At 69.4% G+C, this 19,550-nt stretch carries 16 protein-coding genes, 1 rRNA gene and 1 riboswitch; of the genes, 4 read left to right on the forward strand and 13 right to left on the reverse strand.

The window, feature by feature from the left end:
• Nucleotides 1-162 precede the first annotated feature (162 nt).
• On the forward strand, nt 163-1,932 hold the full coding sequence (locus ACIO9J_RS05550) for a substrate-binding and VWA domain-containing protein (RefSeq protein ID WP_401992913.1): 1,770 nt from the start codon (nt 163-165) through the stop codon (nt 1,930-1,932).
• Between the two features lie 7 nt (nt 1,933-1,939).
• On the opposite strand, the gene ACIO9J_RS05555 is transcribed toward ACIO9J_RS05550, so the two are convergent.
• Nucleotides 1,940-3,460 (reverse strand): glutamate--cysteine ligase, encoded by a 1,521-nt coding sequence (locus ACIO9J_RS05555; RefSeq protein ID WP_401992916.1) that lies wholly within the window; start codon nt 3,458-3,460, stop codon nt 1,940-1,942.
• A 483-nt stretch (nt 3,461-3,943) separates the two neighbouring features.
• Here ACIO9J_RS05555 and ACIO9J_RS05560 point away from each other — a divergent pair, with 483 nt between their 5' ends.
• A complete protein-coding gene (locus ACIO9J_RS05560) occupies nt 3,944-4,534 on the forward strand; it encodes a hypothetical protein (protein WP_401992919.1) in 591 nt (196 codons plus the stop codon).
• 324 nt (nt 4,535-4,858) lie between these two features.
• Nucleotides 4,859-5,065, forward strand: coding sequence for a DUF5999 family protein (locus ACIO9J_RS05565; RefSeq protein ID WP_030794330.1), 207 nt, complete (start codon nt 4,859-4,861; stop codon nt 5,063-5,065).
• Nucleotides 5,066-5,168: 103 nt separating this feature from the next.
• Here ACIO9J_RS05565 and gcvP read toward each other — a convergent pair whose 3' ends face one another.
• On the reverse strand, nt 5,169-8,057 hold the full coding sequence (gene gcvP, locus ACIO9J_RS05570; RefSeq protein WP_401992922.1) for an aminomethyl-transferring glycine dehydrogenase: 2,889 nt from the start codon (nt 8,055-8,057) through the stop codon (nt 5,169-5,171).
• 192 nt (nt 8,058-8,249) lie between these two features.
• A riboswitch (glycine riboswitch) is annotated at nt 8,250-8,348 on the reverse strand.
• Nucleotides 8,349-8,492: 144 nt separating this feature from the next.
• On the opposite strand from gcvP, the gene ACIO9J_RS05575 reads away from it, so the two are divergent.
• A complete protein-coding gene (locus ACIO9J_RS05575) occupies nt 8,493-8,870 on the forward strand; it encodes a PRC-barrel domain-containing protein (RefSeq protein WP_401992925.1) in 378 nt (125 codons plus the stop codon).
• 84 nt (nt 8,871-8,954) lie between these two features.
• On the opposite strand, the gene ACIO9J_RS05580 is transcribed toward ACIO9J_RS05575, so the two are convergent.
• The 11 genes from ACIO9J_RS05580 to rrf all read right to left on the reverse strand — a co-directional run bounded on the left by ACIO9J_RS05580 (nt 8,955) and on the right by rrf (nt 19,386).
• A complete protein-coding gene (locus tag ACIO9J_RS05580; protein ID WP_401992928.1) occupies nt 8,955-10,427 on the reverse strand; it encodes a DNA polymerase IV in 1,473 nt (490 codons plus the stop codon).
• Between the two features lie 138 nt (nt 10,428-10,565).
• Nucleotides 10,566-11,183 carry a MerR family transcriptional regulator gene (locus tag ACIO9J_RS05585; RefSeq protein ID WP_401992931.1) on the reverse strand — a complete coding sequence of 206 codons (618 nt, stop codon included), beginning with the start codon at nt 11,181-11,183 and terminating at the stop codon, nt 10,566-10,568.
• A gap of 170 nt (nt 11,184-11,353) precedes the next feature.
• The gene (locus tag ACIO9J_RS05590; RefSeq protein WP_030794342.1) at nt 11,354-11,827 is read right to left on the reverse strand and encodes a bifunctional nuclease family protein; all 474 of its coding nucleotides are present in this window, start codon (nt 11,825-11,827) and stop codon (nt 11,354-11,356) included.
• Between the two features lie 75 nt (nt 11,828-11,902).
• Entirely contained in the window at nt 11,903-12,646 is a 744-nt protein-coding gene (locus ACIO9J_RS05595; protein ID WP_401992934.1) for a MerR family transcriptional regulator, read from the reverse strand.
• 42 nt (nt 12,647-12,688) lie between these two features.
• On the reverse strand, nt 12,689-13,222 hold the full coding sequence (locus tag ACIO9J_RS05600) for an FHA domain-containing protein (protein WP_055544985.1): 534 nt from the start codon (nt 13,220-13,222) through the stop codon (nt 12,689-12,691).
• Nucleotides 13,223-13,733: 511 nt separating this feature from the next.
• Entirely contained in the window at nt 13,734-14,561 is an 828-nt protein-coding gene (locus ACIO9J_RS05605; RefSeq protein WP_401992937.1) for a DUF881 domain-containing protein, read from the reverse strand.
• 5 nt (nt 14,562-14,566) lie between these two features.
• Nucleotides 14,567-14,899, reverse strand: a complete 333-nt coding sequence (locus ACIO9J_RS05610; protein ID WP_003988855.1) for a small basic family protein — start codon at nt 14,897-14,899, stop codon at nt 14,567-14,569.
• Nucleotides 14,896-15,795 (reverse strand): DUF881 domain-containing protein, encoded by a 900-nt coding sequence (locus ACIO9J_RS05615; protein ID WP_401992940.1) that lies wholly within the window; start codon nt 15,793-15,795, stop codon nt 14,896-14,898. Before ACIO9J_RS05615 ends, ACIO9J_RS05610 begins: the two co-directional genes overlap by 4 nt.
• A gap of 90 nt (nt 15,796-15,885) precedes the next feature.
• Complete coding sequence (locus tag ACIO9J_RS05620; protein ID WP_401992943.1) at nt 15,886-18,381, reverse strand: sugar phosphate nucleotidyltransferase; 2,496 nt, start codon at nt 18,379-18,381, stop codon at nt 15,886-15,888.
• A gap of 112 nt (nt 18,382-18,493) precedes the next feature.
• On the reverse strand, nt 18,494-19,102 hold the full coding sequence (locus ACIO9J_RS05625; protein ID WP_055544981.1) for a CDP-alcohol phosphatidyltransferase family protein: 609 nt from the start codon (nt 19,100-19,102) through the stop codon (nt 18,494-18,496).
• 167 nt (nt 19,103-19,269) lie between these two features.
• A 5S ribosomal RNA gene (gene rrf / locus ACIO9J_RS05630) occupies nt 19,270-19,386 on the reverse strand.
• Between the last annotated feature and the right edge of the window lie 164 nt (nt 19,387-19,550).

The raw sequence follows: 19,550 nt of genomic DNA on the forward strand, positions 1-19,550 counted from the left end.
CCTCCAGTTGAGTAATCCCGCCTCATCCCCATCCTCGTCCCGCTAGGGTCTCGAAAGAAGTTACGAAGATCGTGCGCGACAGGCCGAGGGGGACGGACGCCGACTGCGGGCGTCCCGCCCCCTCTTTCCTTGCTTCATCACTCAAGGAGGGGCACCACCGCCATGGGACGTCACAGCTTGCCCGATGAGGACGGGACCGGTACGCCCGGCCCCCGACCGCGCACCCGCGGCCGCACGGTCGCCATCGCCACGGCTCTCGTTCTCGTGGTGGCGGGGGGCACGGCGGTGGCGGCGCGCAGCGGCCTGCTCTCCTTCGGCGGCTCCTGCGACGACGACGCGGTGCGCCTGGACGTGGTCGCCGCACCCGACGTGACCCCGGCCCTGCGCGAGGCCGCCGACGAGGCCCGCGAGAAGGAGATCACCTCCGACGGGCGCTGCATCGACGTGCGGGTGGCCGCCCGCGATTCGTACGAGGTCGCCGAGGAACTCCGGTCGGGCAAGGCCGATCCGGCGTACGACGTGTGGGTACCGGACTCCGACATATGGGTGCAGCGCGCCGGCCTCGGCACCAAGCAGACCAAGGTCTCCCCCGCGGGCAACATCGCCTCGTCGCCCGTCGGCATCGGCATGCTGCCGTCCGCCGCCGAGTCCCTTGGCTGGCCCAAGAAGACGTACGCGTGGCCGGAGTTGACCGCCGCGGCCATGAAGAGCGACAAGCTGCGCCTGGGCGCCGCCGACCCGGCCCGCAGCGCGACCGGCCTGCTGGCCCTCTCCAAGATCGGCGCGTCGGCGAAGAAGCAGGGCGGCAAGGAGGGCGACACGCAGGCCGCCGCACTCGCCAAGGCGCTGTCCACCCGCACCACGAAGAGCGATGCCCGGCTCCTGGACACGCTGGCCGCGAAAGGGGCGGGGAAGGGCAAGGCCCGGAGCAATCAGGCGCTGATCGTCTCCGAGCAGGCCGCGTTCACGCACAACGCGTCGGCGGGCGAGGAGGACGGCCTCGACCTCTTCTACCCCAAGGACGGCTCACCCCGCCTCGACTACCCGTACGCGCTGGTCGACGACGCCGGCATGTCCACCGACCTGAGCCGCGCGGCCCTGCGCTTCATGACCATGTTCAGCGACGAGGAAGGGCAGCGGATCCTGGCGAAGCACGGCTTCAGGACCGAACCCGACCAGCCGTCGGACCGGCTGGTCACCGCGGCCGGCGGGCGCACCCCGCAGCCCTACGCCGCCGACGCCACCGAGCCGCCGTCGGACAAGGAGATCCAGGAGACCCTGGGCATGTGGACCATCACAGTCCAGAGCGCCCGGCTCAACACCGTCGTCGACGCGTCGGAGTCCATGCGCCAACTGGTGCCGGGGCGCGACCAGTCGCGTATGGAGGTCACCAAGTCCTCGCTGCTCCAGGCCCTCGCGGGCTTCACGGACGAGGACGAGATCGGCCTCTGGGAGTTCGCCACGCAGCTGGACGGCACCCGCGACTACCGCAAGCTCCAGCCCACCGAGCGGCTCGGCGAACGCAAGGGCGGCGCGACCCACCGCGACCGACTGTCCGCCGCGTTCAGCGGCCTGCAACCCGTCCCCGGCGGTGCCACCGGCCTGTACGACACCACGCTCGCCGCCTACAAGGACGCGCAGGCGGGCTACGCGCGCGGCAAGTTCAACGCGCTGGTGATCCTCACGGACGGTGCCAACCAGGACCCCGGCAGCATCTCCCGCAGCTCCCTCGTCTCCCAGCTCGAAGAGCTCTCCGATCCCGAGAAGCCGGTGCCGATCATCGCGATCGCCGTGGGCCCCGACGCGGACAAGGACGAGGTCCAGCAGATCGCCGAGGCCGCGGGCGGCTCGGGCCACCAGGTCGACGACCCGGCGCAGATCCACGCGGTGATCCTCAAGGCCATCATGGAGGCGGGCGGCAAGCAGGGCTGACGCGGACTCAGCCGAGCGGCACGGCCGGTTCCCTGAGCCCCACGGGCCAGGTGTGCACCGGCTCGCCCGCGTGCATCAGCTCGCTGTAGCGCCGGGTGGTCGCGGCGAGCGCGGCCTCCCTGTCGAGCCCGCGCTCCAGCGCCCGGTGGTACGTCGCCGTCTGCCAGGACGCCCCGTTCACCCGCAGCCTGCACCGCTCCTCGATCACCCCGAGGTAGAGATCGCGGTCGGCGGGCTCGACGCCCCACGCGTCGAGGCCCGCCGCGGCGAGCGGCAGCAGTTCGTCGCGGACGAGCTGCACGGCGGGCACCTCGGCGACGCCCCCGAGCCTGCCGCGCCGCGGCCACTGCAACCGCGCCTCGATGCCGTGCCGACACGCCGCGTCGAAGTTCCGCTCGGCGGCCTCGAAGGGCAGCCGAGACCACACGGGCCGTGCCTCTTCGGCGAGCGCCCGCACGAGCCCGTAGTAGAAGGCGGCGTTGGCGATGACGTCGGTGACGGTGGGCCCCGCGGGCAGCACGCGGTTCTCCACGCGCAGATGCGGGACGCCGTCGGCGATGCCGTACACCGGGCGGTTCCACCGGTACACGGTCCCGTTGTGCAGGACGAGTTCACCGAGCTGCGGCACCCCGCCCGCGTCGATGACGCCCAGCGGGTCCTCCTGGTCCATCAGGGGCAGCAGCGCGGGGAAGTAGCGCAGGTTCTCCTCGAAGAGGTCGTACGGCTTGCTGATCCAGCGCTCCCCGAACCAGGTGCGCGGCCGCACCCCCTGGACCTGCAACTCGGGCGGGCGCGTGTCGGTGGACTGGAGGAACAGCGGCGGGCGCGACTCGCGCCACAGCTCGCGGCCGAACAGGAACGGCGCGTTGGCGCCGACGGCGACCTGCGCCGCGGCGATCGCCTGCGCCGCGTTCCACACGTCGGCGAACCGGCCGGGGGTGACCTGGAGGTGCAGCTGCACCGAGGTACACGCCGCCTCGGGCGCTATCGACGAGGACGTACAGGTCAGCCGCTCGACGCCCTCGATGTCGAGCGCGAAGTGCTCGCCGCGGGCCGCCACGATCTGGTCGTTGAGCAGCGCGTAACGGTCGACGTCGGAGAGGTTCGCGGAGACCAGGTCGGCGCGGCCGAGCGTCGGGAGAATACCGATCATCACGATGCCGGCGTTCAGTTCGTTCGCTTTTCTGTGGGCATAGTTGAGACCCGTGCGCAGCTCCTCCGCGAGCTGATCGAGAACACGCCCTCCCATACGGTGCGGGGCGATATTCACTTCCAGATTGAACATTCCGAGTTCCGTCTGGAAATCCCGGCTCGCGATGCGCTCGAGAACCTGCGCGTTCAACATTCTCGGCAGCCCGTCGGGCCCGGCCAGATTCAGCTCGATCTCCATGCCCATCAGATTCTTGGGGCGGTCGAACCGCTGCTCCTCCAGAAGCCGCTCCAGCCCCCTGAGACACTCCCGGAGCTTCTTCCGATACACGTGCCGATCGGACAGGTCGAACGTGCCCGCCACGACCTTCTCCCCCATCGAAGCGTCCCTCCCTCGGATGGGCAGCCAAGGATCCGGCCGCTGTGTACGGGGGATGATGCCCAGTCGATGTGATCCATAACGCCCCATGGACGACCGCGGGCCGCTACGCTCGACGGAGTTGCCGTACGGCACATTCACCAGGCATGCGGCATGGTGAAGATTCGCTTCCGGGCGCCTGGTCAAATATACCGGCGAAATTCAGCCGACCGCGCGGGCGAAATACCGGGAGGTCGAGGAAGCGGGCCGCCCGCGATATCGGGAGAAATACCGCACAAGGACGGCTCATTGCCGCCTTGTCGGCAATATCTGCGGCGTCTAGATGAAACACCGTCCGAACACGTCTCGTATAAACTCCGCTCCGAGACAGAGAGTTGGCGCTCGCGGTCCACTGCCCCCGCCCCTCTGGCCCAGAGCTGACAGCGCCGTCCGCATCTGTCCCCCCGCTCCACCGTGCCTGTCGTATGAGAGAGGCGACCCACCATGCCGCTGCATGTTCCCCCTGCCCCCGCGCCTGCCCTGCGCAGCGTCCTCGCGGCACTCGGTTCCCCCACAGCCGTACGTGAGGCCCGCACCCCCTCGCTGCGCTCGGCCCAAGGCCCGGCGAGCCCCGAACTCCCGCTGCCCGTCCACGTGTTGGACCGCATCACACCGGAGGGCACCTCGCCCACCCGGCTGGCCGGCTGGCGTTTCCTCATCCGCTGCGGCGAGCGCGCGGTGGCCGCCGCCGACACGATGCTCACGCCGGACGGCTGGGCCTTCTCCCATTTCTTCGAAGGCCCTTACATAGCCGCCACCGAACGCGCCCTGCGGCACGCCGAGGCCATGCCGATGACCTGCCAGCCCCGCCTGCTCTCGGTACCCGAGCTGTATATGCTCACGCTCTGGCTGCACCGCGACTGCACGGACGACGGCGCGGACGGCACGCTCGCCGCCACCGATCTGCTCGTCCCCCTCGCGCCCGCGCCGCCCGGCATCGCGGCCCACCGCCCGCACCGCGTCGCCGAACTGCTGCCGGTGCTCACCCACCGACTGGCACCGGCGCCCGCGCCGCTGCTCGGCTCGCCCGCCTGACCGACCCGCGGAGCCGGCCGGGGGACCGGCGCGCCGCACGTGCCCCGCCGCCACCGGCCGCGGGGCACGGCGCTGCCCACCCAAGTGGACTAGCCCGGCCGGGCCACCCCGAACCACCCGAAGAGACAGGGGAGTTGAGCTGAACCGTCCGGGCGGGTGATACGTCCTTAAGCAGTAGGAGCCGCTGCGGCAAAATCCCTGCGGATTGACGCTCGTAGGGCAACACTGGGATCGGACCGACTACAACGGGGGGCGGTTATGAACACCGCATCGAGCCACAGGACAGACGTCACAGCCATCTCATCGCAGCGAAAGAACCCTTCCATGTGCCAGCACCAACCACCGTGCCCGACAGCCGACTCCGCCGACCGGGAAGCCGCGCTCCTCATGGCGAGCCACCCGGAGCAGGGCTGGAGCCTGCTGTGCAACGGCGTCCTGCTCTTCGAGGACACCGGTGAGCTGCTGCCGGACGGCCAGATCATCGCCCCGCACCGACCGCTGGGCACCGACCAGATCATGACGGCCGCCTGAGCGCCGCCGGCACATCCGCACGGAAGAACGAACGAGGGGCCGGCCCGGAGAGACTTCTCCGAACCGGCCCCGACGCATGCCCGCACCGAGCGGGCCGCGCGCATCAGTCCTCGTACGCATCCAGCGGCGGGCAGGAGCAGACCAGGTTCCGGTCGCCGTACGCCTGGTCGATGCGGCGCACCGGCGGCCAGTACTTGTCCGACGCGACGACACCGGCGGGGAAGACGGCCTCCTCACGGCTGTAGGCGTGCTCCCACGCACCGCCCAGGGCGGCCGCGGTGTGCGGCGCGTTCCGCAGCGGGTTGTCGTCCGCGGCCCACTCGCCCGAACCGACCTTCTCGATCTCCGCGCGGATCGCGATCATCGCCTCGCAGAACCGGTCGATCTCGACCAGGTCCTCGCTCTCCGTCGGCTCGATCATCAGCGTCCCCGCGACCGGGAACGACATGGTCGGCGCGTGGAAGCCGTAGTCGATGAGCCGCTTGGCGATGTCGTCGACGCTGACGCCGGTCGCCTTGCTCAGCGGCCGCAGATCGATGATGCACTCGTGCGCCACCAGACCGCCGGGACCGGTGTAGAGCACCGGGAAGTGCGGCTCCAGGCGCTTGGCGATGTAGTTGGCGGAGAGCACCGCGACCTGGGTGGCGCGCTTGAGTCCCTCGCCGCCCATCAGACGCACGTACGACCAGGAGATCGGCAGGATTCCGGCCGAGCCCCACGGCGCTGCGGAGATCGGACCCACCCCGGTCTCGGGACCGGCGGCGGGCTGCAGCGGGTGGTTGGGCAGGTACGGCGCCAGGTGCTCGCGCACACCGACGGGACCGACACCGGGACCGCCGCCGCCGTGCGGGATGCAGAAGGTCTTGTGCAGGTTCAGGTGCGAGACGTCGCCGCCGAAGTGGCCCGGCTTGGCGAGGCCCACCAGCGCGTTGAGGTTGGCGCCGTCGACGTACACCTGACCGCCGGCCTCGTGCACCGACGCGCAGATGTCGGCGACGTGCTCCTCGAAGACGCCGTGCGTCGACGGGTAGGTGATCATCAGCACGGACAGCTCGTCGCGGTGCTTCTCGATCTTGGCGCGCAGGTCCTCGACGTCGATCTCGCCGTCGTCGGCGGTCTTGACGACGACGACCTTCATCCCCGCCATCACGGCGCTCGCGGCGTTCGTGCCGTGCGCGGAGGACGGGATGAGGCAGACGGTGCGCTGCTCGTCGCCGTTGGCACGGTGGTAGCCGCGCACGGCGAGCAGGCCCGCGAGCTCACCCTGCGACCCGGCGTTGGGCTGGAGCGAGACCTTGTCGTAGCCGGTGACCTCGGCGAGCCGCTCCTCCAGCTCACGGATGAGCGTGAGGTAGCCCTGCGCCTGCTGGGCGGGCGCGAAGGGGTGCAGCTGCCCGAACTCGGGCCAGGTGACCGGCTCCATCTCGGTGGTCGCGTTGAGCTTCATGGTGCAGGAGCCCAGCGGGATCATGCCGCGGTCCAGCGCGTAGTCACGGTCGGCCAGCTTGCGCAGGTAGCGCAGCATCGACGTCTCGGAGCGGTGCTGGTGGAAGACCGGGTGCGCCAGGTAGTCGTCACCGCGCAGCAGGGCCTCGGGCAGCGTGTCCGCGGCCTCGGCGTCCAGCGCGTCGATGTCGGCGTCGACCCCGAAGGCGCCCCACACGGCGGTCAGTTGCTTGCGCGTGGTCGTCTCGTCGCAGGCGATGGAGACGTGGTCGGCGTCGATCTGGTGGATGTTCACGCCACCCTCGCGGGCGGCGGAGACGTGCGCCTCGGCCTTGCCCGCGACGCGCACGGTCAGCGTGTCGAAGTACGCGCCGTGCACGACCTCGACGCCCCCCGCGGTGAGCCCGGCGGCGAGCAGCGTCGCGTACCGGTGGGTGCGCCGCGCGATCGACTTGAGGCCCTCGGGTCCGTGGTACACGGCGTACATTCCGGCCATGACCGCGAGCAGCACCTGAGCGGTACAGATGTTGCTGGTGGCCTTCTCACGGCGGATGTGCTGCTCACGGGTCTGGAGCGCGAGGCGGTACGCCTTGTTGCCGTCGGCGTCGACGGAGACGCCGACGAGCCGGCCCGGCAGGCTGCGCGCGAACTTCTCGCGCACCGCCATGTAACCGGCGTGCGGTCCGCCGAAGCCCATCGGCACACCGAAGCGCTGCGTCGTACCGACGGCGATGTCGGCGCCGAGCTCACCGGGCGAGGTGAGCAGCGTGAGCGCGAGCAGATCGGCGGCGACCGTGACGACCGCGCCGAGCTCGTGCGCCTGGTCGATCAGCGGCTTGATGTCCCGTACGACACCGGAGGCGCCCGGGTACTGGACGAGCACGCCCACCACACCGCGCTCGGCGACCTCGGCGGGTACGCCCTCGCTCAGATCGGCGACGACGACCTCGACACCGGTCGGCTCGGCGCGGGTCCGGATGACGGCGACGGTCTGCGGCAGCGTGTCGGCGTCGATGACGAACACGCCGTTCTTCACCTTGCCCATGCGCCGCGAGAGGGCCATCGCCTCGGCGGCGGCCGTGCCCTCGTCCAGGAGCGAGGCGCCCGAGGTGGGCAGCCCCGTCAGCTCGGCGACCATGGTCTGGAAGTTGAGCAGCGCCTCGAGCCGGCCCTGCGAGATCTCGGGCTGGTACGGCGTGTAGGCGGTGTACCAGGCGGGGTTCTCCATCACGTTCCGCAGGATGACCGGCGGGGTGAAGGTCCCGTAGTAGCCGAGCCCGATCATGGAATCGAGGACCTGGTTGCGGTCGGCGAGCGAACGCAGTTCGGCGAGCACCTCGGCCTCGGTGCGCGCACCGGGCAGGTTCAGCGCTTCGGCGTTCTTGATCACATCCGGCACCGCGGCGGCCGTCAGCTCGTCGAGCGAGCCGTACCCGACCTGGGCGAGCATCTTGGCCCGCGCTTCCGCATCGGGCCCGATGTGCCGCTGCTCGAAGGGGATGCCCTGCTCGAGCTCGGAGAGCGGGATGCGATTGGTGGCAGTCATGGCGGAGGCCTCCTGGTCTGCACGACCTGCGAGGGGTACCACGGCGCGGGTACCCGGACGGCCTCCCCCTCTGTCATCTCAACCTGAGAGCTTCACAGGCCCGCCCGGTCCAGCGGCAGATCTGCTTTCACCGTCGGTGAGGAAGGGTCCCGAACGTGCCCGCCCGACGCCCGCCCTGCTTTCCAGAGTGACCTCGTCCGTGCGGTACGGGTGCCTGAGAGATTCCGGGGAGGATTTGCTCCTTCGGCGCCTCCGGAATCGTCCTCCGGAGAGCTCTCCCGCACGGGGTCAGCAGCCAGGCGCCAGCCTACCAGCGAGGACCACGGCCGTTCGTTCGAGTGGCCGCCTGCCCCGAAGTGCTCTTTCGTAGTGAGTACGAACGATTAAAGATGAGTTGCGCCCATATTCGATTCCCCTCGACCAGCTGGAGGGCCCGTGCAGACCGACATCGATCCGCGGAACCTGATCGGCCGCAAGGCGTTCGACCGGAACGGGGCGAAGATCGGCACGATCGACGAGGTGTACCTCGACGACGCGACCGGCGTCCCGGAGTGGGCGGCCATACGCACCGGCCTCTTCAGCCGCGACGCCTTCGTCCCCCTGGAACCGAGCGAGCTGATCGGCGACGGGACCCTGCACATCCCCTTCGACCGCGCCCTGATCAAGGACGCCCCCGACTTCGGCGTGGGCCGCCACCTCTCCCCCGAGCAGGAACTCCAGCTCTACCACCACTACGGCCTGGACACCACGCTCCCGCAGTCGCCCCCGCCCGACCAGGACTTCGGCCAGATCGCCGGCTCAGAAGCGTCCTGACCCACGGCACACCGCCCTTGGGTCCCGACCGACACGCGCCACACACCCGCCTGCTTGCCCGCCTCCCCGATCGACGCCAGCGCCTCACTCCTGCCCCGGCGCCACGGGCGCCACCCGCGCCCCCTCCCGCTCGGCCCACCCGCTGGGCACCCCCACGCCCACCAACGGCAAGGGCTCCGCGAGCTCAAGATCCAGGTCGTCGGTCCTGAACGTCCGCACCCGCCCCGGCTCGGACCCGGGCGTCTCGAAGCGCACCGTCACCCGCCCCAGGCCGCTCCCCTGCACCCAGCCGTGCCCGTACTCGGCGTGCCGCACATCGTGCCCGGCCGCCCACCGCCGCTCGGCCGGCGCCGGCCCCACCGCCTCCTCGACCGCCTCCGCTTCCGGCTCACCCGCGCCGCTCTCGTCCGCCCCCGCCGAGACCTCCGCGCCGACCACCACTCCCGCCTCAGCCGCGGCTTCGACCTCGGCCGCCACCGCTTCCGCCTGTGCCTGCGCGAACAGGTCCTCCTGCGTGTAGTCGGCCAGCCCCGTGACCCCCACACCCAGCAGCCGTACCCCGCCCGTGGTGTCCACCGACTCCAGAAGGCGCGCCGCGGCCTCCCGCACCACCCCGGGATCGTCCGTGGGCCCCCGCAGCGTCTCGGACCGCGTCAGCGTCGAGAAGTCGAACCTGCGCACCTTCAGCACGATGGTCCGCCCCGAGTGCCCCGCCGCCCGCAGGCGCTGCACACACCGCTCGGCGAGCCGCGCGACCTCCGTACGGACCCGCACCCGGTCATGGATGTCCACGTCGTAGGTGTCCTCGACGCTGACCGACTTGGTGTCCCGCTCCGCCACCACGGGCCGCTCGTCCTGCGCGAGCGCCATCGCGTACAGCGAGCCCCCGTGCGCCTTCCCGAGCAGCCGTACGAGCTCGTCCTCGCCTGCCTCCGCGATCTCCTCGACCGTCGTGATCCCGCCCCGCCGCAGATGGTCCCCGGTGGCGGGACCCACCCCGGGCAACGTACGCACCGACATGGGCCCCAGCAGGGCCCGCTCCGTCCCCGGTGCTATCAGCCGCAGCCCGTCCGGCTTGGCCTCCTCCGAGGCGATCTTCGCGAGCATCTTGGAGACCGCGAGGCCCACCGACCCGGTCAGCCCGGTCACCGCCCTGATGTCCGACCGCAGCCGCTCCCCGACGGCCCTGGCCGACGCCTCGTCATCGGCGACGCCGCCCGCCTCCAGGTCCACGAACGCCTCGTCCAGGCTGAGCGGCTCCACCAGCGGCGACAGCTCCCGCAGCAACCCCATCACCTGCTCGCTGACCTCCCGGTACAGCCCGAAGCGCGGCACGAGGTACGCCGCGTTCGGCGCGAGCCTGCGCGCCTGCCCCATCGGCATCGCCGAGTGCACCCCGAACCGCCGCGCCTCGTACGACGCGGTGGCCACCACGCCACGCGGCCCGAGTCCGCCCACGACCACGGCTTTCCCGCGCAGGCTCGGCTTCGCGGCCTGCTCCGCGGACGCGTAGAAGGCATCCATGTCCAGATGCAGAATCGTCGGCGCGCTTCTCACACCCTCGATGCTGCCCTACGCCACTGACAACGCCGCCCCGCGCCATGCGAAGCGGCGCTGGAGCGGCGTTGATGCCGACGGGGCCGAGGAAAGCTCCGAAGGGGACCGGGAAGAACCACGGAAGCCCTGTCGAAGCCCTCAGACGGCCCTGTTGCGGCGTCTGGCGAGCTCGTCGGCGGGATTGTGCCCGACCAGCGTCTCCCCGGTGTCGATGCGCTCGCCGTGCAACTGGGACAGCGCGGACTCGACGTCGCGCCAGACGACACCCACGGCGATCCCGAAGACGCCCTGACCCCCCTGGAGCAGATCGTGGACCTCACTGGGCGACGTGCACTCGTACACCGTCGCCCCGTCGCTCATCAGCGTCATCCGCTCCAGGTCACGGAACCCGCGCTCGCGCAGGTGCTGGACCGTGGTGCGGATGTTCTGCAGCGACACCCCGGTGTCGAGGAACCGCTTCACGATCTTCAGGACGACGACGTCCCTGAAGCTGTAGAGCCGCTGGGTACCCGACCCGCCCGCGGCCCGCACACTGGGCTCGACCAGGCCCGTACGGGCCCAGTAGTCGAGCTGTCGGTACGTGATCCCCGCGGCCGCACACGCGGTGGGACCGCGATACCCGATCTGCTCGGAATTCTCGAACGTCGCGTCCCCGCTCCCCTGGACCGCCATGGGCCGTTTCGGAGAGTGATCGGCCGCGCTGCCGTGAAACGGGTACGGACCGCCCACCGCCGTACCGTCGCCGCTGCTTCTCACGCCGACCTCCGTCCTTGACCTGCCTTCTCGACGGTAGGCAGTCACCAGGGGCTCGTCAACGATCGCCACACTAGGCACGCCGAGTGATAATCACCCTGAGAGTGGTTTCCCGTGACTCACCGCCGGGAAAGGCTAGCCGAATGGTCCGGCGCGGGCCGCCCGGAGGCGGCTCACTGGCTGTTGGTACCGAAGTCCTCGGGCGAGATCTGGTCGAGGAACTCGCGGAACTTCTCCACCTCGTCCTCCTGCTCGTCCGGGATCGCGATGCCCGCGTCGTCGAGGACACCGTCACTTCCGTAGATCGGCGTCCCGGTGCGCAGCGCGAGCGCTATGGCGTCGGACGGCCGGGCGCTCACCTCGACCCCGCTCGCGAAGACCAGCTCCGCGTAGAAGACCCCTTCGCGGAGGTCGGTGATGCGCACTTCGGAGAGCTCCTGGCCCACCGCCTCCAGCACGTCCTTGAACAGGTCGTGGGTCAGCGGCCGTGCGGGTGCCATGCCCTGCTGAGCGAAGGCGATCGCGGTCGCCTCCCCCGGTCCGATCCAGATGGGGAGGTAGCGGTCGCCTCCCACTTCACGCAGGAGCACGATCGGTTGGTTGGAGGGCATTTCGACCCGGACACCTACGACGTCGAGCTCGTTCACACAGCAACCCTAGGACGTGGCTGGCAGGTTTGGGTAGTCGGGCACCCGCCGAGTAACGGCGGGGCACCCATCGGATCAGGGCAGTCTGACCCCGAGCGCGGTCTGCACCAGCGCCGAGTGCAGCTTCCCCGTGAGACCCGCCAGCTCTTTGGTACGGGCCTCGGCGTGGGCCCTGGTCTGCGGATTACGGTGCCGCCGCAGCGGCGCGACGATCTGGTCGACGAGCCCGGCCTCCCGCTCGGCGGCGGCCTTCATGGCGCGAAGGTGCCGCGGCTCGATTCCGAACCTGCCGAGCTCGACCACGAGCGTGGCGACCGTGACCGCCTCGGCGTCGTAGCCGCCGTCGGGCAGCGGAGCGAGGAGACCGTACGTCTCCCACTCCGCGAGCTGCCCCTCGTCGATCTCGACGACGGCCAGCAGCTCGTCCCGCCCCACACGGGCGGCGGTCGGCCCTTCGAAGTCGTCCTGGCCCTCGGTGTCACCGGCGTCCCGCTGCCGCCCCAGAGAGGGCAGCGGGGCCCGCTCACCGCGCTCCAGGGCGTCGAGGTACTCACGGATGACCTTGAGCGGCAGATAGTGGTCCCGCTGTATCCGCAGCACGTGAGCGAGGCGCTCGACGTCCTCCGGGCTGAACTTCCGGTAGCCCGAAGGCGTGCGCTCCGGCTCGATGAGGCCCTCGGACTCCAAGAACCTGATCTTGGAGATGGTGACCTCGGGAAACTCGTCCCGCAGCTCGTTCAGCACGGTACCGATGCTCATCAGCCGACGGTCCGCGGCGGCGGTGCCGTGACCGGCACCGCCCCTCGGTGTTTGCAGCATGGACCTTCCCTGGGGGTCCCCCCGGACGGATCCGGGAGAGGATCAGATGCCCCGCTGGCTCGCGTAGAAGACCAGTCGGTACTTACCGATCTGGACCTCATCGCCGTTGGACAGCGCGACGGAGTCGATCCGCTCCCGGTTGACGTACGTGCCGTTCAGACTGCCCACGTCGGCGACGGTGAAGGAACCGTCCTGGACGCGACGGAACTCCACGTGGCGACGCGACACCGTCACGTCGTCGAGGAAGATGTCGCTCTGCGGGTGACGTCCCGCCGTGGTCAGATCACCGTCGAGCAGGAAACGGCTGCCCGAGTTCGGACCGCGGCGCACCACGAGGAGCGCCGAGCCCAGCGGCAGCGCGTCGACGGCGGCCTGAGCCTCCGGAGAGAGCGCGGGCGAGGGGTTCTGCCCGGTCACCTCCGCGTCGTAGGCCTCCAGGCCCGAGATGGAGATCGTCGAGGTCGTCTCGGACGCCCGCTCGGGCGTGGCCCCAGCCCGCAGCGGAGCGCCGCAGTTGGAGCAGAACCGGCTCGCTTCCGCATTCCGGTTCCCGCACCTCGTACACACCAGGGCCATGGACGGATCCTCCTGCCGCGGCTGCCCCGCGGGGGCATTCGTTGCGTACGGATCGGGGGCGAACCCTCCACCCGTACTTGAGGTTGACGGTTCTCCGAAACCTATGCGGCCGGGACCGGCAGGGTCAACAGACGACGCGCCCTGTCCGCCCGAAATGTCACCACCTGGACCAGCGACCTGATCGCGGAACATGGGGCGCTCGCCGCCCTGGTCCTCGCCATCTCCATGGCGCGGGGCACGGTGCCGGGCAGTGGCGGGATTGCCGCTGTCCTCACGTGCGCTCTTGCCGAACAACTTCGCAAACAACTTCACGGGCGATTCCCCTTGACCGAAACAGACCCGCCCGTGGGGCAGGACGAACCCTGATTGCACACACCGCTATTCATCGGTGAACCGGACATCCTCACAACGTCCGTATCCACCAAACAGTTTCCACCACGCACCACCCCTTCGGTGCGCCGACCCCCCGCAACCTCATGCCCTTGACCGGCGGCCCCCATGCGCCCCCGCCTCACTGGGAGGACGACCGAGCGTAGTCAGGCTGCTTCGCAGGTCGCAAGGCGTCCACGACGATCTTCTCCGAGCGGGTCACGCCGACCGTGGCCTGCTCCTTCTCCAGAGTCTGCACCACACCTCCCGGGATGTTCAGCGCAGGTTCCAGATCCTGCGGCTTGCCGATCACCTTGAAGAGGTACGGTGCGCCGACCTTGTGCCCGTCCACCCGCACACCGCCGCCGCTCGCGTCGGAGAAATGGGTGTTGGCCACCACGCGTACGTCATTGATCTGGATGGCCTCGGCGCCAGCGGCGCGCAGCTCCTGAATCGCGTCGAGCAGCATGTCCGCCTCGATCGCCCCCTTCTCGTCCTTGATGGAGAGCGTGATGCCGGGCCCCTGGGCCGCCACCGTGCCGGCCAGGATGCCGAGTTGCCGTTCTCGCTCGACCGTCTGCTTGCGGGCCTCTTCCGCCTGGTCCGAGCTGTTCTCCAGCCCGGTCCGCTGCTCCTCGAGGCGCCGCTTCTCCTCTTCCAGACGCTGAGTTCGGTCATCCAGTTCATCGAGAATGCGTACGAGATCTTCTTGCCGTGCGCCGCGCAGCGCACTGCTGTCGTTGTTGGACCGCACCTGGATGGCCAGGCCGAGGCCCAGCACGAACAGGAGCAGGGCCACGATGAGTTGAGGCCGCGTCACCCGCGGGGGCCACAGCCCCTGTGCCAGCCGCTGCCGGCCGGTGAGCCGCGGCGGCCCCTGCTCCGGCGGCGCGGGTGTCTCGGGCTCGTTGGGGACCTCGGCGGGGAGCTCCCTGCGCCGGTTGTAGCCGGGCGTCTCGTCAGCGCTCATCGGCGTCACGCCCTGAAGACGTGCCGGCGGATCGCGGCCGCGTTGGAGAAGATCCGGATGCCGAGGACCACGACGACGCCGGTGGACAGCTGGGCGCCGACGCCCAACTTGTCGCCCAGGAACACGATCAGGGCGGCCACCACCACGTTCGACAGGAACGACACCACGAAGACCTTGTCGTCGAAGATGCCGTCGAGCATCGCGCGCAGACCTCCGAACACGGCATCGAGCGCCGCGACCACGGCGATCGGAAGGTACGGCTCGACCACCGCCGGAACCTCGGGCCGAACCAACAATCCGGCCACGACTCCCACGACGAGGCCCAGTACGGCGATCACGATGTGCCCTTTCCTGCTTTCGGCTCTGCTGTACGTACGGTCACACTCGGCGCGGCCGGCAACCGGAGCTCGTCCGACACGGAAATGCTGGTCCGGATGCCGAAGTTCTCCTGCAGAGCGTGCAGATACTGACCGTCGCGGCTGTTCTGGAACCGGGTGCTCAAGCGCTTCCCGTCCCCCACCGCGAGCACCGTATACGGCGGCACCAGCGGCCTGTTGTCGACCAGTATCGCGTCACCCGCGGCCCTGATCGCCGACAGCGCGGTGAGCCGCTGGTCATTGATGGAGATCGCCTCGGCGCCGGACTCCCACAGGCCGTTGACGACCCGCTGCATGTCGCGGTCGCGGACCCGCCCGGTGTCGGAGAAACCGGCGCTCTCGCGCGGCCCGCCGCCACCCTGGTCCGCTTCCTTCTTGTCGTCCACGACGAGCTTCACACCGGGCCCCTCGACCTCCGTGGCACCGGAGAGGAGACCCACCAACTCGCCCTTGCTGCCGCCGTGCTTCTTCAGCGCGGCGCGCTGCCGCTCGCCCACGTCGTCGCGGAGCTCGTCCACGTCGTCCTCGAGCTTGTCGGCCCCGGCCGTCGCGTCCTCGACGCGGTCGATGAGCTCCTCACGCTCCTTGGCGATCACCGGCGCCGCTATCCGCGCCTGTGCGGCCCCCACCGTGACCACCAGGGCGGCGAGCACCAGACCGGCCGCGAGCCCGAGTTTGGCCCGCAGAGGACGCGGCACACCGCTGTCCCCCTTGGCCTTCTTCCGGGCCGCCGCCTCCGCGTACCCCTCGTCGAGACTGTGGTCCATGACGGTGGTGAGCAGCGACATGGAAGCGTCCGGGCGCCGGGGGCGCGAGGGGGTGCTCCGAACGGGGGGCTGCTGCGGCATGCCGCACATCGTCGCACGTCGCGGGCGCTACCTCCGAATGGCCCCACCGGCGCGCCGGGCAGCACCTGTTGCACGTGCCGCCCGGCGCCCGCGAACGGCTCAGCGACCGGCGCTGTCCACCACCGCGGACCACTCGTCGAGCAGCGCCTGGGCGGACGCGTCGTCCGGCCCTTCTGCCCACAAATGAGTGACCGCCTCAGCCGGATCGGGCAGCACGAGCACCCACCGACCGTCGGTCTCCACGACCCGCACACCGTCCGTCGTGTCCACGGACCGCTCCCCCGCCGCCTCCACCACGCGCCGCATGACGAGCCCCTTGACGGCCCACGGCGTCGCCAGGTCACGCCGCTGCACGTGCGCCCGCGGAATGCGCGCGTCGATCTGGCTCAATGTGAGCTGCGTCCGCGCCACGAGACCGATGAGGCGTACGAAGGCTGCGGTGCCGTCGAACACACCGCTGAACTCGGGCACGATGAACCCGCCACGCCCGTCCCCGCCGAAGATCGTCGAGTCGCCGCGGCCCACCCGCGTCAGATCGTCCGGCGACGTGGTCGTCCAGTCGACCTGCGTGCCGTGGTACGCGGCCACCTGCTCCGCGATGCGCGTCGTCGTCACCGGCAGCGCCACCCGACCGCTGCGCCGCTCGGCGGCCACCAGGTCGAGCATGACGAGCAGCGCCCGGTCGTCCTCGACGATCCGCCCCTTCTCGTCGACGAGCGAGAGCCGCTCACCGACCGGGTCGAAGCGCACCCCGAAGGCGGCCCGCGCCGACGCCACGATCTCCCCGAGCCGTACGAGGCCCGACCTGCGGGCGTCGACGGTCTCGGTGGGCCGGGACTCGTCGAGCCCCGGATTGATCGTCAGCGCGTCCACCCCGAGCTTGCCGAGAAGGCTCGGCAGCACGAGCCCGGCACTGCCGTTGGACGCGTCGACGACCACCTTCAGTTCCGACTCGGCCACCCCTGTGGTGTCGACATTACGCAGCAGCGAACCCGTGTACGAATCGAACACGCTCGACGGGAAGTGCAGGTCACCGATCTCACCGGGGAAGGCACGCCGGTACTCCTGCCGCGCGTAGACCCGGTCCAGCTTGCGCTGGCTCCCCTGCGACAGATCGGCCCCCTGCCCGTCGAAGAACATGATGTCGACGGAGTCCGGCACCCCGGTCGTGGTCCGGATCATGATGCCGCCCGCGCTGCCCCGCGCGGTCTGCTGCCGCGCGACCGGCAGCGGCACGTTCTCCAGGTCGCGTACGTCGATGGCGCTGGCCTGCAGCGCCGAGATCACCGCCCGTTTGAGTGCCCGCGCACCACGCGAGTGGTCACGCGCGGTGGTGACGGTCGAACCCTTCTTCAGCGTCGTGGCGTACGCACCCGCGAGCCGCACCGCGAGCTCGGGCGTGATCTCCACGTTCAGGATCCCGGACACGCCACGGGCCCCGAAGAGGTGCGCCTGCCCGCGGGACTCCCAGATGACGGAGGTGTTGACGAACGCGCCGGCCTCGATCGTCTTGAACGGATAGACGCGGACATTGCCCTGGATGATCGATTCCTCACCGACGAGGCACTCGTCGCCGATCACCGCGCCGTCCTCGATCCTGGCGGCACGCATGATGTCGGTGTTCTTGCCGACGACACAGCCGCGCAGATTGCTGTGCTGCCCGATGTAGACGTTGTCGTGCACCACCGCCTTGTGCAGGAAGGCGCCGGTCTTCACCACGACGTTCGAGCCCACGACGGTGTGCTCACGGATCTCGGCGTTGGCCTCGACCTTGGCGTAGTCCCCGACATAGAGCGGCCCGCGGAGTACGGCGTCGGGGTGCACCTCGGCACCTTCGGCGACCCATACCCCGGGCGAGATCTCGAACCCGTCGAGTTCGACGTCGACCTTGCGCTCCAGCACGTCGGCCTGCGCCTTGACGTAACTCTCGTGCGTGCCGACGTCCTCCCAGTAGCCCTCGGCGACATACCCGTAGACGGGCTTGCCCTCCTTCATGAGCTGCGGGAAGACATCACCCGACCAGTCGACCGGCACATCGGCGTCGACGTAGTCGAACACCTCGGGTTCCATCACATAGATGCCCGTGTTCACCGTGTCGGAGAAGACCTGCCCCCAGGTCGGCTTCTCCAGGAAGCGCTCGACCTTTCCCTCTTCGTCGACGATCGTGATACCGAATTCCAGCGGATTCGGTACGCGCGTCAGACAGACCGTGACAAGCGCGCCCTTCTCCTTGTGGAAGTTAATCAACTCGGTGAGGTCGAAGTCGGTCAGTGCGTCGCCTGAGATGACGAGGAACGCATCGTTCTTCAGCGCTTCTTCGGCATTCTTCACGCTGCCGGCTGTGCCGAGTGGCTTCTCCTCATTGGCATAGGTGAGCTCCATACCGAGCTCTTCACCGTCGCCGAAGTAGTTCTTGACGAGTGAGGCCAAGAACTGCACGGTCACTACGGTCTCGGTGAGCCCATGCCTCTTCAGCAGGCGCAGCACGTGCTCCATGATCGGCCGATTGGCCACAGGAAGGAGCGGCTTGGGCATGCTCGAGGTCATGGGGCGAAGGCGAGTGCCTTCGCCGCCGGCCATCACGACGGCCTTCATGTCGGAAACGTCCTCCTATATAGACGACGATCTAGCCGACTCAGCCCGCCAAGCTGCGCCCACATATTGAGATGTGGGCCTTCGAGCCTCTACAGCCGCCGAATCGGCAAGCTCAATCGGCCGTACGGTCCGCCTTGATGAGCCGACGGACCTGAACCATGTAGAGGATCCCTGCCCACCAGTAGAGCGTTGTACCCCATCCTGCGAACGCCCATCCGAAAATAGCAGCGAGTGAAGCGATCCAGCCACTGCCATCGCTGAGGAGCAGTAGTGGAAAGGCGTACATCAGGTTGAAGGTGGCGGCCTTGCCGAGGAAGTTCACCTGCGGCGGCGGATAGCCGTGACGCCTGAGGATCCCGACCATCACCAGCAGAACCAGCTCGCGCAGCAGCAGCACCGCGGTCAGCCAGAGCGGAAGAATCTCGCGCCAGGTCAGACCGACGAGTGTCGAGAGGATATAGAGCCGGTCGGCCGCGGGGTCGAGCAGCCGGCCGAGGTTGCTGATCTGGTTCCAGCGCCGGGCGAGCTTGCCGTCGAGGTAGTCGCTGATACCGCTGAACGCGAGGACGAGGAGCGCCCATCCGTCACTGTTGGGCCCGCCGAACTCCGGCCTGAGGATCAACCACAGGAAGAGGGGTACGCCTGCGAGGCGCGCCATGCTGAGGATGTTCGGGATGGTGAGGACACGGTCCGTCTGGACGCGCGTCTCCTGGACCTCCACCCGGGGGCCTCCTGTGGGAAAGAGCCAATGATGCCCCCTGACCTTACCCTCAGTTGCCGCACGAGGGTGCAGAGGGGTGGCCGGCCGCAAGCCGCGGCACCACCACAAAACAAAAAAGAGCTGGTCCCTGAACCGAAGTTCAGGGACCAGCTCTTTTATCAAAAGGAGTTCGGCGGCGTCCTACTCTCCCACAGGGTCCCCCCTGCAGTACCATCGGCGCTGTGAGGCTTAGCTTCCGGGTTCGGAATGTAACCGGGCGTTTCCCTCACGCTATGACCACCGAAACACTATGAAACTGTCAACCGCACCGTAGTCGTGGCCCGACATACGGGGTTGTTCGTGGTTTCAGAACCAACACAGTGGACGCGAGCAACTGAGGACAAGCCCTCGGCCTATTAGTACCAGTCACCTCCACCCGTTACCGGGCTTCCAGATCTGGCCTATCAAC

It is taken from the genome of Streptomyces sp. NPDC087300, assembly GCF_044744425.1.
Lineage (GTDB): Bacteria > Actinomycetota > Actinomycetes > Streptomycetales > Streptomycetaceae > Streptomyces.

Bases quoted from the DNA above. Each gene is read 5' to 3' on its own strand.
- ACIO9J_RS05550 (WP_401992913.1), top strand. From the start codon at position 163: ATGGGACGTCACAGCTTGCCCGATGAGGACGGGACCGGTACGCCCGGC.
- ACIO9J_RS05555 (WP_401992916.1), bottom strand. From the start codon at position 3,460: ATGGGGGAGAAGGTCGTGGCGGGCACGTTCGACCTGTCCGATCGGCAC.
- ACIO9J_RS05560 (WP_401992919.1), top strand. From the start codon at position 3,944: ATGCCGCTGCATGTTCCCCCTGCCCCCGCGCCTGCCCTGCGCAGCGTC.
- ACIO9J_RS05565 (WP_030794330.1), top strand. From the start codon at position 4,859: ATGTGCCAGCACCAACCACCGTGCCCGACAGCCGACTCCGCCGACCGG.
- gcvP (WP_401992922.1), bottom strand. From the start codon at position 8,057: ATGACTGCCACCAATCGCATCCCGCTCTCCGAGCTCGAGCAGGGCATC.
- ACIO9J_RS05595 (WP_401992934.1), bottom strand. From the start codon at position 12,646: ATGCTGCAAACACCGAGGGGCGGTGCCGGTCACGGCACCGCCGCCGCG.
- ACIO9J_RS05600 (WP_055544985.1), bottom strand. From the start codon at position 13,222: ATGGCCCTGGTGTGTACGAGGTGCGGGAACCGGAATGCGGAAGCGAGC.
- ACIO9J_RS05605 (WP_401992937.1), bottom strand. From the start codon at position 14,561: ATGAGCGCTGACGAGACGCCCGGCTACAACCGGCGCAGGGAGCTCCCC.
- ACIO9J_RS05615 (WP_401992940.1), bottom strand. From the start codon at position 15,795: ATGTGCGGCATGCCGCAGCAGCCCCCCGTTCGGAGCACCCCCTCGCGC.
- ACIO9J_RS05620 (WP_401992943.1), bottom strand. From the start codon at position 18,381: ATGAAGGCCGTCGTGATGGCCGGCGGCGAAGGCACTCGCCTTCGCCCC.